Annotated in this window: 12 protein-coding genes; 7 read left to right on the forward strand and 5 right to left on the reverse strand. The window is 46.2% G+C overall.

Going from position 1 to position 14,355, the window contains the following annotated elements; translation table 11 throughout:
* Positions 1-70: 70 nt before the first annotated feature.
* Positions 71-838 carry a DUF4304 domain-containing protein gene (locus tag H8K36_RS06405; protein WP_186920441.1) on the reverse strand — a complete coding sequence of 256 codons (768 nt, stop codon included), beginning with the start codon at positions 836-838 and terminating at the stop codon, positions 71-73.
* Between the two features lie 332 nt (positions 839-1,170).
* Here H8K36_RS06405 and H8K36_RS06410 point away from each other — a divergent pair, with 332 nt between their 5' ends.
* Complete coding sequence (locus H8K36_RS06410; RefSeq protein WP_186914547.1) at positions 1,171-2,004, forward strand: transporter substrate-binding domain-containing protein; 834 nt, start codon at positions 1,171-1,173, stop codon at positions 2,002-2,004.
* A 24-nt stretch (positions 2,005-2,028) separates the two neighbouring features.
* Here the strand turns inward: H8K36_RS06410 and H8K36_RS06415 are convergent, their stop codons facing one another.
* Positions 2,029-2,520, reverse strand: coding sequence for a YqaA family protein (locus H8K36_RS06415; protein ID WP_186914546.1), 492 nt, complete (start codon positions 2,518-2,520; stop codon positions 2,029-2,031).
* 251 nt (positions 2,521-2,771) lie between these two features.
* Here H8K36_RS06415 and ilvA point away from each other — a divergent pair, with 251 nt between their 5' ends.
* The 6 genes from ilvA (at position 2,772) to rapZ (ending at position 10,695) form a co-directional block, all read left to right on the forward strand.
* On the forward strand, positions 2,772-4,304 hold the full coding sequence (gene ilvA / locus H8K36_RS06420) for a threonine ammonia-lyase, biosynthetic (protein WP_186914545.1): 1,533 nt from the start codon (positions 2,772-2,774) through the stop codon (positions 4,302-4,304).
* Between the two features lie 87 nt (positions 4,305-4,391).
* The gene (gene queF / locus H8K36_RS06425) at positions 4,392-5,270 is read left to right on the forward strand and encodes an NADPH-dependent 7-cyano-7-deazaguanine reductase QueF (protein WP_186914544.1); all 879 of its coding nucleotides are present in this window, start codon (positions 4,392-4,394) and stop codon (positions 5,268-5,270) included.
* A gap of 196 nt (positions 5,271-5,466) precedes the next feature.
* On the forward strand, positions 5,467-8,133 hold the full coding sequence (locus H8K36_RS06430; RefSeq protein WP_186914543.1) for a bifunctional diguanylate cyclase/phosphodiesterase: 2,667 nt from the start codon (positions 5,467-5,469) through the stop codon (positions 8,131-8,133).
* Between the two features lie 178 nt (positions 8,134-8,311).
* The gene (locus tag H8K36_RS06435) at positions 8,312-8,785 is read left to right on the forward strand and encodes a PTS sugar transporter subunit IIA (protein WP_186914542.1); all 474 of its coding nucleotides are present in this window, start codon (positions 8,312-8,314) and stop codon (positions 8,783-8,785) included.
* A gap of 90 nt (positions 8,786-8,875) precedes the next feature.
* Positions 8,876-9,820, forward strand: coding sequence for an HPr(Ser) kinase/phosphatase (gene hprK / locus H8K36_RS06440; protein ID WP_186914541.1), 945 nt, complete (start codon positions 8,876-8,878; stop codon positions 9,818-9,820).
* A gap of 5 nt (positions 9,821-9,825) precedes the next feature.
* The gene (rapZ, locus tag H8K36_RS06445) at positions 9,826-10,695 is read left to right on the forward strand and encodes an RNase adapter RapZ (RefSeq protein WP_186914540.1); all 870 of its coding nucleotides are present in this window, start codon (positions 9,826-9,828) and stop codon (positions 10,693-10,695) included.
* A 101-nt stretch (positions 10,696-10,796) separates the two neighbouring features.
* Here the strand turns inward: rapZ and H8K36_RS06450 are convergent, their stop codons facing one another.
* Genes H8K36_RS06450 through H8K36_RS06460 form a run of 3 tightly spaced genes read right to left on the reverse strand, consistent with a single transcriptional unit; the run spans position 10,797 to position 14,226 of the window.
* Positions 10,797-11,960 carry an ABC transporter permease gene (locus H8K36_RS06450; protein WP_186914539.1) on the reverse strand — a complete coding sequence of 388 codons (1,164 nt, stop codon included), beginning with the start codon at positions 11,958-11,960 and terminating at the stop codon, positions 10,797-10,799.
* Positions 11,960-12,769 carry an ABC transporter ATP-binding protein gene (locus H8K36_RS06455; RefSeq protein WP_186914538.1) on the reverse strand — a complete coding sequence of 270 codons (810 nt, stop codon included), beginning with the start codon at positions 12,767-12,769 and terminating at the stop codon, positions 11,960-11,962. The genes H8K36_RS06450 and H8K36_RS06455 overlap by 1 nt, the downstream gene beginning before the upstream one ends.
* On the reverse strand, positions 12,766-14,226 hold the full coding sequence (locus tag H8K36_RS06460; protein WP_186914537.1) for an alpha/beta hydrolase: 1,461 nt from the start codon (positions 14,224-14,226) through the stop codon (positions 12,766-12,768). The genes H8K36_RS06455 and H8K36_RS06460 overlap by 4 nt, the downstream gene beginning before the upstream one ends.
* Between the last annotated feature and the right edge of the window lie 129 nt (positions 14,227-14,355).

The raw sequence follows: 14,355 nt of genomic DNA on the forward strand, positions 1-14,355 counted from the left end.
TTTTCTTTCCAATTGGCATCAAAAATTACAACAAGGTGGACTCTTCAGCGCTAGAGCCCTTGCTCCTTGCTTAGGAAGCGTCGTTGATATCGTCAAGCTTTGCTTGTTCAAAGCAGTTTAACAATTCTTCGAAGTCGCGCTGCAGACCTACAGAAATTCCAACGTGACGCAATCCATGTTCAGCAAATGCCCGTGCTTTTTCATGTTGCTTCTTTAGCACGAGATAACGCGCTGTTGCCAAGGCGAGCCTTCCTTCGTCGCTAGCAAAACCTTCAAAACCCATGGCTTGGACGTTAAACTTCTCAACGCTGATTTCCGCGAAAATACTCGGCTCCGCACAAATGGCATGCACTAAAGGACGCATATGCTCCACATACACCGATGCAGACGCCTGCAGAGCAGTAATCATGCTCTCTTCTGTTGCTTCAAAATCCCACCATTGGTCTTTGGCAGTCGATGAAATACGGCGCCGGAATTCGCACAGTTGCACTTTTAACTTCTTAGGATCAACGGGCTTACCCAAAGTATCTGGGGCAAATTTGGGCTGAATTCCCACATGCAGAGCAAAGGCATTACCAGCCCTTGAGGTCTCTAGCGTCAAAACGAATAACCAATCTGTATGATTTTTACGAAAACTGCGCCCAGATCCCGTGAAGCCATCAGCCCTCAGCACAGGAGCGAGATGCTGACGGATCAAACCACTCAAATTGGGACCACTTTCTTCTACGTCGGTTTGTGCGTCGTCAGTTGTTACTATCTTTGCATCATTCATTATGATCGCATTCGCTTCCAAAGAGTCAGTTTTGGCGACGAAAAGATCTTTAATTTTCTTCCACAAAATAATGTCCTTTATACAATTACCACCGGCCATTCTTGCACTTTATATCGAACAAGATTTTTTCTAGCGATTTGAGCTGATGGCCAGGTCAAAGAGGACGCGCATTATAACGGCTGCAGTCTGATCTGAGTGTCTCGACAAAATAGTTTTTGAGATCTACAACACCGATCTCGACAGCTAAAAACAAATATGGTGAAAACTCAGAAAAACAGAGGAAATTTATCAAAGCATCGACTATGCTGATGAGATCGATAAGGCGAGCATCGTCAATTTTGACTAATGATGATGCGCTACCTCTAAAAAAAACCTTACCGTCTTTAATCGGAGCGAGTATGTGGATAAACACAAAAGCGAAACAGCTTTTATTCCATTGTGGTCCCCTATTCGCTTTTTTCTTTGCGAGCGTGAGCTGTAACACAGCGGTCGCAGCCACTTGCAGCCGCAACATTCACATTGCGATTAACCCACAAGGCCCTGCGCTTACCGTCAACGCAAAAAAACAAGTCAGTGGCATCCTCAGTGATTTTTTCTCCACGGTCGAAAAGTCTACTCAATGTCATTTTATATGGGACTTTGTGCCCCGCGCACGTGCAATTCACTATCTCAAAAATGGACTGACCGACATCGTCTTTGCTATCCAAACAGATGAACGCAATCAGTATGCTGAATTCATTCCCCTCATCGAATTCTATCCCAGCGTTATCGTGTTAAAGGATGCGCTGAAGAATGAAGAACCTGAGGCCATTTTAGAGCAAGACAATCTGCAGTTCGGCCTGGTTCGCGGCTACGATTTTGGCCCTATGTATAGCGAATTCACGCAAAAACTGCGCAACGCAAAACGGGCTGAAGAGTTTATTGAAGTTGAAGACATTGCAAAAAAAATGCAATCAGGCCAAATTCAGGCCACCATCATGTCCGCCACAGTTTTTGTCCAAGCGGCAGAAGATATCCTTCTCGACAACAAAATACAGGCGATACCACTGAAACAGTTTCCCAAAGCGAAGGTCGGTATCTATTTGGCACATCAATCTCTAAAAGAGAGCGATAAGAAAATACTACGCGAGGCGATCGCCAGTAAGAGCCAAAATGAATTATTTTTCCGTCTATTTAAGGCGAACTATCCTGCCTGGGCGATGAAAGCGATGACGCCCAGTTTAGGAAACTAATCTTAAGAAAATAAGCTATTGCCCTCAACCCAACCAACTGGCAATCCGATGCCAAAATCCGTTCGGCACCGCTAATAACATGCTGGTCATACATAAATAACGCAAAAATTTTCCTATGGCCATATAGGCCAAGCACTGCCAAAAAGGCAGTTTTAACCACCCCGCCAATGCACATAAGGGGTCACCAATTGCAGGCAACCAAGCCAGCAGCATGGTCTTTGCTCCGTACTTGCTTAACCACCCAAACCAACGACTCTCACGCTCTCGGTGAAATGCTTTCTCAGCACCATAGCCCATACCATAGTTGATCACCCCACCTAAAGTATTACCAATGCTAGCAACCACAATCGTGATCCAAAACATATCTGGATTGGCTTTCACCATAGCAAAAACCACCGGTTCTGAGCCTAAAGGGACTAAAGTCGCGGAAATTAGACTGACCAAGAATACCGCAGGCAAACCGACGTTTGAGACGGCAAGCAAGTTCAACAACCAAGCAACTGCGGCTTCTATCATAGGAATTGGGGTAAGTAGGCGAGGGATACATTATAATGCCCACAGAGGACTTTAGAATTTTGCATCATTTCTGCGCTCTACCCCGCCCGACAATGATGTTTGCTTGGACACCAGCTGAAAACAGCGAACGTCGTACGCATGATCTTTATTTATCCATGGAGATGAAAACGCAACGCCTGCGTTTGGCCTAGGCCACTGTCCGATTTTTGAAGATGCCATAAAAGTATTGTGAAGAATTGAGAAGATTTCCCATGTCCACTGATTACCTGAAAAAAATATTAACCGCACGCGTTTATGACGTTGCCTTCGAAACTCCATTAGAGTTTGCTCCGAACTTGTCCAAGCGTATGGACAATCAAATTCATTTCAAACGTGAAGACATGCAAAGCGTGTTTAGCTTCAAGTTACGCGGGGCATACAATAAGATCGCTCACCTCAATGCAGCACAGTTAAAACGCGGTGTGATTTGTGCCTCAGCAGGAAATCATGCGCAAGGCGTGGCGCTCAGTGCTAAACGTGTCGGTTGCAAAGCCGTCATCGTGATGCCAACGACCACCCCACCGGTCAAAATCGACGCTGTGCGTAGCCATGGTGGAGACGCGGTCGAAATCGTGCTGCACGGAGAATCGTACACAGATGCTTATGGCCATGCTTTGGAATTGGAAAAGAAACGCAAGCTCACCTTTGTTCATCCTTTCGATGACCCTGATGTCATCGCCGGACAAGGCACAGTCGGTATGGAGATTTTGCGCCAGCACGCTGGCCCTATCCATGCAATCTTTGTCGCAATTGGTGGTGGTGGCTTGATCGCGGGCGTTTCCGCTTACGTCAAAGCAGTTCGTCCTGACATCAAGATTATCGGTGTGCAAACCACGGACTCTGACGCCATGGCGCGCAGCTTGAAAGCCGGCAAACGCGTTACGCTCAATGATGTGGGTTTGTTTTCTGATGGCACCGCAGTGAAATTAGTCGGTGAAGAGACTTTCCGTCTTGCGAAAATGTATGTCGACGAGGTCATCACCGTCGATACTGATGCCGTTTGTGCTGCAATCAAAGACGTTTTCCAAGATACACGCAGTATTCTCGAACCCGCTGGTGCACTTGCCGTCGCTGGCTGCAAGGCCTATATCGAACGGGAAAAAAATAATAAACGTGCGCTAAAGAATGAGACGATGGTAACCATCGCCTGCGGTGCTAACATGAATTTTGATCGCCTGCGTTTTGTCGCCGAGCGTGCCGAAGTCGGTGAAGCGCGTGAAGCCGTGTTTGCCGTGACCATCCCTGAAGTGCAAGGGAGTTTCAAACGTTTCTGTGAGCTCGTGGGCCCACGCAATGTGACCGAGTTCAACTACCGTATCAGCGATAAAAAATCGGCGCATATTTTTGTCGGCATTCAAGTTTCCAATCGCGAAGAATCGGGCAAAATCGCCAAGAGTTTTGTCAAACACGGCTTCCCTACTTTAGATTTAACTGACGATGAGTTAGCGAAACTGCATATCCGTCATTTGGTCGGTGGCAAAAGTGAATTGGCTGAAAACGAGTTACTGTATCGGTTCGAATTTCCAGAGCGTCCAGGCGCTTTAATGCGCTTCTTAAACAGCATGGCACCAAACTGGAATATCAGCTTATTCCACTATCGCAATCACGGCGCTGACTATGGGCGTACCTTAGTTGGCTTACAAGTACCGAAGAAAGAAATGAAAGCCTTCAAAGAATTTTTGAATGGCCTAGGCTATCGTTACTGGGATGAGAGCAATAACCCAGTTTATAAATTATTTTTGTAATTCCTCAGCAGTGCATGGCATAGAGCTTACCCAGCGCTATGTCAGCCTGCGAGGGCTGTAAGACACTATCGAACAAGTCCAAACATCATGAGTAATTCAAGCAATTCCAGTAATCCGACTAATACCGCTGAACAATCGCAGCTTGGCAAAAATTCCGCCTATCAGACCTCGTATGACCCGAGCCTATTGTTTCCTATTCCTCGCGCTGAAAAACGAGCTGAAATTGGCTTGAAGATCGTCGATGGCAAGGCGGTCAACTTACCTTTTTTTGGAATGGACATTTGGAATGCCTATGAAGTTTCTTGGTTAAATTTACGTGGCAAACCGCAAGTAGCAATCTTAACTGTCATGGCACCAGCCGACTCGCCGAACATTATTGAGTCGAAGTCCTTCAAACTTTACTTGAACTCCTTTAACCAAACCAAGCTCGCCGGCACCGATGCCTTGCTGAGCTTACTGCAAACCGACATCTCGAACGGATTTGGCGCGCCTGTACAAATTAGCATTACTACCCCAGAAAATTTTGGTAAATTCAGTTTCAATGAACTTGATGGTCTACAGTTAGATAGACTCGACATCGAAGTCGACCAATATTCGCCGAACCCTAGCCTTTTAAAAGCCGATCACGAGCAATCTGCGATCGAAGAGACTTTGGTATCGCATCTACTCAAGTCAAACTGCCTAGTTACCGGCCAACCTGATTGGGCTAGCGTACAGATCCATTATGTCGGCGCACCAATTGATCAAGAATCTCTACTGCGCTATTTGATTGGCTTCCGCGATCACAATGAATTTCATGAACAATGTGTAGAACGCATTTTCACTGACCTTATGACACATTGCAAACCACAAAAACTGTCGGTTTACGCGAGGTACACACGTCGCGGTGGCCTCGATATCAATCCGTGGCGTAGCAATTTCTCCACAGGAAAGATGCCTTCGAATCAACGTAACGCACGTCAATAGTTATTTTTCAAACGTCAGTATTATTACAAGCCTACTCTCACACAGGACAAAAACAGGAAATACTTAGCGTTTCGACAGCTTGCATGTAAGCCTTTAATTTGTAATCATTCCTGAAAGCTTATTTGCATTTATTTTGCGTTCATCTTGATTTATCCATTCAAGATTGACCCTGAACGATTTTTCAAAAGACGATTTTGTGAATTACACCAGTAAGCCATCCCATAGTTTCAACGAAGTGATTTATCCCGCCAATTGGCTATCACTGTTAGAACAGTACGCTCAAGATGCAAGCTACGTCTTGATCGATGGTGTCATTGTGTATGCCAGCAAACTCGGCATTGAGCTTCTGCGCGCCAAAAACTTAAACGAAATTACGGGTATGCGTTGGGCGAGCTTCCTGCAGTTCAGTCACCCAAATCAACTCAAAACACATTTACAAGCTGGGGCTAGCGTCTTGCCTCAAGCGATTGCCGAGTTTTGCCAATTAAAAACTAGAGATTCGCATCTGCTCGATGTTGAAGTGCGACTTCATAGCTTCCCGGTGCAACGGAATACGGCCTATGTACTGCGGGTTCGTCATTTGCAAACCCAACCGATTGCCAAATCTTTGCACGTTAGAGCGCCACGCGAGTTTGCCACGGCAAACAGTTTGAGCCACGAAGCCTTGCATCACGAAAAAGAAATTTTGGAGATGATTGCCTTAGACAATCCGCTCACGCAAATTTTGCAAGACGTATGTGATCGAATGGAACGCCTGCTCGACAATGCTTCCGTTTGCGCGATCATGCTCTACGACGATGAACGCCAAAAACTGAAACTTGCTGCTGCTCCCTCTATGGAGGCAGAATTTCTAAACGAAATCGATCAAATTGAAATCGGTCTCAATCAGTGGAGCTGTGGACCGGCCATTCAAAGTGGCAAAATCAAGATCGTAGATAACATCAGTAAAAGTGATTTGTGGAGCAAGCACAAACACACACCTGTTCGTTACGGCTATCAATCTTGCTGGTCTGTGCCGATTAAAACTGCCTTCAATACTTTGCTTGGCACCGTCGATATTTATCATCGCGCGTTACGGGTACCTAGCGTCGATGAACAAACCTTGATTATGGATGCCATGCATGTCATCGCCTTAGCGATCGACAAGAAGAACATGGAACATAGCCTGGCGACCAGTGAGGACCGCTATCGTTCTGTGGTGAATAATCTGACCGAAGGCATTATGGTGATTGCACCAGGCGGCCAAATTCTCACTTGTAATCCAAGCGCACAGCGCATTTTAAAAATTAGTTCAGTTGAGGCAGCAGGTCGGCGTCATCGCTATTTCAGTCGTATTTTTCGCGAGGATGGTAGCGAAATAAAGATTGGTGATGATCCAGCGTCCGTTGTCTTTCGCACGGGTGAAGCCATCTCGAATTTATCCATTGGTTTGCAATTACATGATCAATCGGTGGTGTGGTTATTGGTGAATGTACAGCCAATTCATTCGCAGCATCATCAAAACAAAAATGAAGCGGTATTAATTTCTTTCACAGACACCACTGAGATTCGTGAGACTGAACGTCAGTTGCAGTACATTGCGACCCACGATGCATTAACTGGCTTACCTAACCGTCACCAACTGCAGCAAAGACTGAGCTACGCTCTATCGCATTCCTACAATCAAAAGGTCGCCGTGATTTTCTTGGACCTTGACCGCTTTAAGAATGTCAACGATACCGCGGGTCATGCAGCAGGTGATGGTCTGTTGTGTGATGTTGCTAAACGTTTGAGTTCCTGCATACGTGCCACCGATATGTTGGCACGTCTTGGTGGCGACGAATTCGTTATCGTAGTCGAAGAGTTCACCACCGCCCAGCATCTTAAAGAATTAGCGGAGCGCATTTTAACTAAGATGCGTGAGCCATTCGTCATCGATGAAAATCAGTACCATCTCGGCACCTCTATCGGCATTAGCGTATTTCCGCATGATGGCGAAGATGGCCCGACTCTCTTACGCTGCGCCGATTCCGCCATGTATTTAGCGAAAGAGTTAGGCCGCAATAACTATCAATTCTTCACTTCTGAATTGATGATTCGTGCCCAGCATCGCTATGCCTTGGAACGCAATTTACGCCGTGCATTAGTCGAAGATGAATTCTTACTTTACTACCAAGCCAAGATAAATTTAGAGACGCAAAAAATCGTCGGTGCCGAAGCTTTAATTCGTTGGCAGATGGAAGATATGGCTATCGTGGCACCCAATGAATTTATTCCATTCGCTGAAGAAATTGGCTTGATCGTACCGATTGGCCGCTGGGTCTTAGCACAAGCGGCACGCCATGCACAACAATGGCGGAATGAGTATGGCTTCGATTTTAAGATCAGCGTCAATATCTCGCCGAAACAATTTCAAGACCCGAACTTACCAAGCTTCATCAAGGAAGTTCTCGATGACACCGGCTTAGATGCACAGGCTTTGCAATTAGAGATCACCGAAGGTTTACTGATGGTGGAAGCAGATCACTTAAGCAGCGTGTTTAATGCCATCAAAGACTTGGGCGTAAGCATCTCTCTCGATGACTTCGGTACGGGTTTTTCATCTCTTTCGTATCTGCAACGTTTCCCTATCGATAATCTGAAGATCGATCGCTCTTTCATTCGCGAAATCCCAGAAAATCAAGATTCTGTCGTTCTGACAAAGGCGATCATCGCGATGTCGAGTGCCTTAGGCATGACAGTGACAGCCGAAGGTGTAGAAAATCTCGAACAAATGGACTTCTTGCGCGATGCAGGCTGCCAGGAAATGCAAGGTTTCTACTTTAGCAAACCCATCTCGGTTGAAGCCTTTAGCGCCCTTCTCCAAAAAAACTTGCAAGCCTGACATAGAAATAGCAGGGAAATTCGCGCGCCTGCCAAAAGAAGCCTATAATCGCAGGCTACGAGACCGTGGTCAATTGAACCGTTTAATGAAACGCTCGCTTGATCCGATCAGATTAGGCGACTTCGGTTGCCAACTGTTTTAATGTCAACGAGCACAAGACTCACATTAATTTAGTAACATGACCAATATTGCGAAAATCCTGCCACTGGAAAACGTGCTGCTGAACCTAGATGTTTCCAGCAAAAAGCGCGCCTTTGAGCAAGCTGGCTTGCTGTTTGAAAATAACTGCAGTATCGCCCGCTCGACTGTTTCCGAAAACTTGTTCGCACGCGAACGTCTCGGCTCAACCGGTTTAGGCCATGGCGTTGCTGTGCCACATGGTCGAATCAAGGGTCTCAAAAATCCGATCGCTGCTTTTGTGCGCTTGGCAGAAGCGATTCCTTTCGAATCACCCGATGGTATGCCGGTCGATCTCTTAATCTTCTTGCTGATGCCAGATAATGTGACCCAACAACATCTAGAAATTTTGTCGGAAATCGCAGAAATGCTTTCCGACGATGATTTCCGCGAAGCGCTGCGCGCTGAGACCGATGCAAGCTTGGTGTATAAACATATCATCACTTGGGAAACTAAGCTTCAGGCGAATCTCTAAAGGTGATCGCCATTTGCTGCAACGAAGAGTAGCTCGCTGCGATTTGATTGCCACTCTTTGAATTCATTTTAGAATTGTCGAGTAAGCCCTATGCCACTGATCACCGAACTGACGATACAGAGAATCTTCGACGACAACCGCGACACGCTACAACTAGGATGGTTTTCTGGCTTTTCTGGTGGCGAAAAGCAAATCACCGATGACGCGACTGCGTCCTCAGATCAGGTCGGTCACTTAAACTTGATTCACCCTGGGCGGATCCAAGTCTTAGGGCATCAAGAACTCAACTACTTTCAAAAACTATCGCCTGGCTCCCGTGCGAACTTAATCAAAGAACTTGTGGCAGGCAATCCCCCAGCGTTGATCGTGGCACAAGGATTAGAATCACCACAGGTATTCTTGGATACCTGTGACGACAACAATATTCCCCTCTTCTCTACTCCTTTGCCAGCCGCGCAAGTCATCGATTATTTGCGCGTATATTTGTCGAAAAAGCTTGCTCCACAAGTGACCATGCACGGTGTCTTTATGGACGTTTTAGGCGTTGGCGTGTTAATTACGGGTGAATCTGGTTTGGGTAAGAGTGAATTGGGGCTAGAACTCATCTCACGTAGCCATGGCTTAGTCGCCGATGATGCAGTCGAATTTTCTCGCATTGCGCCGAATATGATTGAAGGTCGTTGCCCCGAGATTTTGCAAAATTTACTCGAAGTGCGCGGCCTAGGTCTACTCGATATCAAGGCAATTTTCGGTGAGACCTCTGTGCGGCGAAAAATGCGCCTGAAGTTAATTGTGCATCTCGTTAAACGCAGTACACTTGAAGAAAACTACGAACGCTTACCGATCGATTCGCAAACCCAAGACGTACTTGGTTTGCAAATCAAAAAAGTGGTCATTCCAGTTGCTGCAGGTCGCAATATTGCGGTTCTACTGGAGGCTGCAGTTCGCAACACCATTTTGCAATTGCGCGGCATCAACACATTAGAAGAATTCATGGAACGTCAACGTCGCGCCATGGATGACACAATGGTGTAAGAATTATGCGTATCCTGTTAATCAGTGGCATTTCCGGCTCAGGCAAATCGGTTGCGTTAAACGTTATTGAAGATGCTGGCTTTTACTGCGTCGATAACTTACCGCCCAGTTTATTGGTCGACCTCGTCAATACCCTTGAATGGGAAGGCGTAAAAAGCGCGGCTATGGCAATCGATTCGCGTAGCGCACATTTACTCAAGATCGTACCTGAAGCGATTGAACGTTTGCGTCAACTCGGGCATGAAGTCAAAGTCTTATTTCTCACAGCGAGTTCGGAAACCTTGATCGCTCGATTCTCGGAAACGCGTCGCAGCCATCCGCTATCTCATCTACTACAGCAGCAACAATTATCAAGTGCACCATTAAGCCTGGTGGAGTGCATCCAAAAAGAACGTGAACTACTCGAGCCCCTGCAATTTTTAGGACATGTAATTGACACTTCATTTCTCAGCGCCAACAGCTTGCGCCAATGGATTAAAGATGAAATCGGCGTGGAGCAGGCACCTCTCATTTTGATGTTCGAATCTTTCGCGTTCAAAGTGGGTGTGCCACTCGACGTGGATTTCGTATTTGATGTTCGAATCTTGCCGAATCCGCACTATGATCATGCACTGCGCCCCTTAACTGGTAAAGATCAGCCTGTAATCAATTTCCTTGACCAGCAAGAAATGGCGCAAGATCTGTATCGTGATATTCAAAGCTTAATCGAAAAATGGCTGCCAGAATTCAAACGCGATAATCGTAGTTATTTGACAGTGGGTATAGGCTGCACCGGTGGGCAACATCGTTCAGTGTATATGGTGGAAAAACTGGCGAAATACTTCCAACAAAATGAACGGGTTCTGATTCGTCATCGTCAAACAAATTGCGGTTAATTGTGGGATCAATTAGTCGCTGAATCAACAGAATACGTTTGCAAAAAAGGCTTCAATTCAGTCTGAACTGAAGCCTTTTTCTATTTTGCATGACGAAACGTTTATTGCGCAACGACCTCACGCATCTTCTTCGACACGAAAATCAGACTTGCTGACATGATGGCGAGTGCAACAACGATCGCGATTCCAAAGGAAGACGCTGCTACCAACTCTCCCTTCAACACTTGATTCATCATTTGCGTCTGCGCCATCACAGGCACCCAGGTCAACCATGCAGGTTCTTTGCCAGGATTAACAATGAAGAACATCGGCATAAAAGAAACGACGAGACTCAATAATTGATTGCGTACTTGTGCTTCTTTAAAAGTTTTGCAGGTTAAAGAAACCGCTACCTGTAAAGCAGACAAAGCACCAGCTAAAGGAATTAAAACTAGCAGAAAAGCTGCGGCATCTTTCACACCAAATTGAAACTCTGCCTTCAAGGCCTCATTGCCGATAACCGCTTGTGCGGGGAAGAAACTACTCACTGTCAGCAATACAATCAAAATACTGACCGACATCACCGCAGTTGTTTTGCCGATCGCTAACTGCCAACCAGAAACCGGGTTCATCATCAATGGTTCCAAGGAGCCCCGCTCACGTTCACCTGCAGTACTATCAATCGCTGCAAACATGCCGCCCATCACAATTGCCATTACCAGCACCATCGGCAACATCGCTGTAATCGTAACTTTACGCTCATCAGTACGTTGCAATTGGCGTTCTTTGATACCAATACTTTGTAACACATCCGGTGAAATACCGCGCATCAAGAGATCAAGACTCGTTTTTTCCTGTACAAAATTATTCAGTAATCGACGCAAAGGAATCAAGCCCATCTCTGCTTGACGATTCGAAGTATCGTAAGCCACTTCCAAATCAACATGCTTGGTTTCCGCCAAATCTTCATCAAAATTTGCGGGTACAATCAACACTGGCTTACTCAATTCTTTCTTGCGCGATTTCTCTTCATAGTCGGCAGGCGCTTCCTTAATTTTATAGCCTTGACGCTCTAAAAAGTTTTGCAAGCTTGGTGCGTCTTTCATATTTACAGCGTATACCGTACGATCAATCGCTTGCGATTCAACTTGCGACATCACTGTGGAGAAGATAAATAACAGCAGAGGTACAGACAGCAATGAACTAAAGATCACCATCATCAAAGTACGACGATCACGCATCGCATCAGAAATTTCTTTCCAATAAATCGCTAATATTTCTTTCATCAGAGACTCCCTTGTACTGATGGGTTAATTTCTTTGCTTTGCAAGAAAGCGAGCTTCACAAAAGCATCTTCAAAGTCTGATTCCTGTGCTTCTTCCATCAACTCAGCCACCGTACCTTTAGTGACTGTTTGACCTTTTGCCACGATCACAACGGTGTCGCACAGACGCTCTACCTCTTGCATAATGTGAGTGGAAAACACAATACATTTACCCCCACCCTCTGGGGTGCGCAGCCAGCGTAAAAATTCACGCAAGGCGCGAGTGGCGACAACATCCAATCCGTTTGTTGGTTCATCTAAGATAATATTCTTCGGATCGTGAATCAAAGCCCGCGCTAGAGCGATTTTCATACGCTCACCTTGGCTAAACCCTTCGGTACGGCGATCCAACAAACTGCCAATATCAAGCCAATGTGCTAATTGATCTGTGCGCTTTTCGATGACAGCTCTATCCATGCCGTGCAACTTGCCGTAGTAGTGAATATTTTCACGCGAGGTGAGACGAGGATACAGACCACGGGCGTCGGAAAGAATACCAAGGCGACTTTGCGAAGCTGTTTGACCTTCCTTGACTTGTACGTCATCAATTTGAATCTTGCCGCTATCAGCTTTTAGCAACGATGCGACCATACGCAAGCTCGTAGTTTTACCAGCACCGTTGGCGCCCAATAAACCAAGAATTGCGCCGTCTTGTGCAGTAAAGCTGACGCCGTTGACTGCCTTAACACGCTCGGCCGTCTTCTTTCCGATACCAAACTTAGGCTTACCTAGTTTGACAAATTCTTTATGTAAATCTTCAACGATAATCATTGTTGTTCTCCGTTTCGATTTGATTTCACACTGCTCGCCGCTTTCGGTGCGACCCAGACTAAGGGACGTGGAATCTGCACTACGCAGCTAGCATCAACTTTGGCAGCTTCTTGATCATCTTTTGCAGCGACAAAATTATTCACCACTTCACGCACACAACCTTGCCCAATCAATCCATGCCCTGCATTTTTGATAAATAAATGACGCGCTTTCTCGCCCAAGGCTTTTGCAACTTGATCACCATTTCGAGTAGGCGTAACTGGATCAATACCGCCGCTCAATAACAAGACAGGGCTATTTGATTTAGGTATCGTAAAGAATTCCGCAGGCACATCGCCACGGGGCCATGCTGAACAAATCTTGCCGTAGTTATTCGCCATCACAGAACTAAGCTCATCATTCACATTTGCCGCTGGCGGTTTTACATAGGCTTCTGAGCACCATACGGAGTAATGCATCCCCATACTCATCGCCGTTGGAGAAGGCAAATTAAAACCACCACCTAAGTTTGCTAAAGGACCAAACTTGCCTTGATCAGCTTGCGCAATCGCATACGGCAATACGGACGTAACGGTAGGCGAATAGAGACCGCGGAATACCATGCCGATGATGTCCTCTCGACTGATTGGCATACTCACTTCAGTTCCCAAACGGGGATGCGTAAACGTCGCTTGTCGCGTACCGCCGCTCAACAAGTGTTTCCATCGATTTTCAAGATCCGGGTAAGCAGTATTGCAACGAGTATCAGCTTTGCAATCAGCGAAGATGCCGTCAAGTGCAGCTTTGGCATCTGTACCAAGCAAGTTCAAATCCGGCGGTACTACACCATCAATCACCAAGCGACGCACAGACTTCGGAAATTGACGCAAGTATTCAAGACCAACTCGAGTTCCATAGGAGACGCCTACCAAATTGATCGCACTATAATTTTGTGCGGCACGGACTGCCTCCAAATCTTGAACAGCAATGCTAGTCGTATAGAAACGTAAATCACCATGCGGTAATTTTTGCAAGTCGTCTTTGCACTCAAGCACGCGTTTTACGACGGCCGCTTGATCCATGGGTGTTTCATCATTTTCCAGCTTTGGGCATTTAAGCGGCGCGCTCTTTCCAGTTCCGCGCTGATCAACAAATACCAAATCGCGACGACGATTCAATTTGCCAAGCATAGATTCACCAAAAGCCGAAACGCCGATCGCACTCTGACCAGGCCCGCCTGCTAGCAAGAACACGGCGTCTGGTAATTTATTTCTATCCTGTGAAGGCAAGACAACATAATGTACATCGATTTTTTTGCCATCGGGCTGGCTAGGATCGAGAGGTCGACTGACTTGGCCACATTGGACTTCTTGTGGAAAGTTTGGGATACGGCAAGCTTTAGTACTAGCCTGTGCCCACAATGGCACAGCTAAAGTCAGCAAACATACCGCTTTCTTCATATTTGGATGTTTCAACATAAACTCCTTCAAACGATGATGTGGAGGGACAGGTTTGAATTGTAAAGAGTGTTTTTTAGAAAAGGGAAGTCAAGTGACGAAATACGACGCCATGCGACAAAACACGAAAATTGCGGGATGAGCTAGTCC

The sequence above is a fragment of the Affinundibacterium nitidum genome (genome assembly GCF_014284155.1).
Lineage (GTDB): Bacteria > Pseudomonadota > Gammaproteobacteria > Burkholderiales > Burkholderiaceae_D > Undibacterium > Undibacterium nitidum.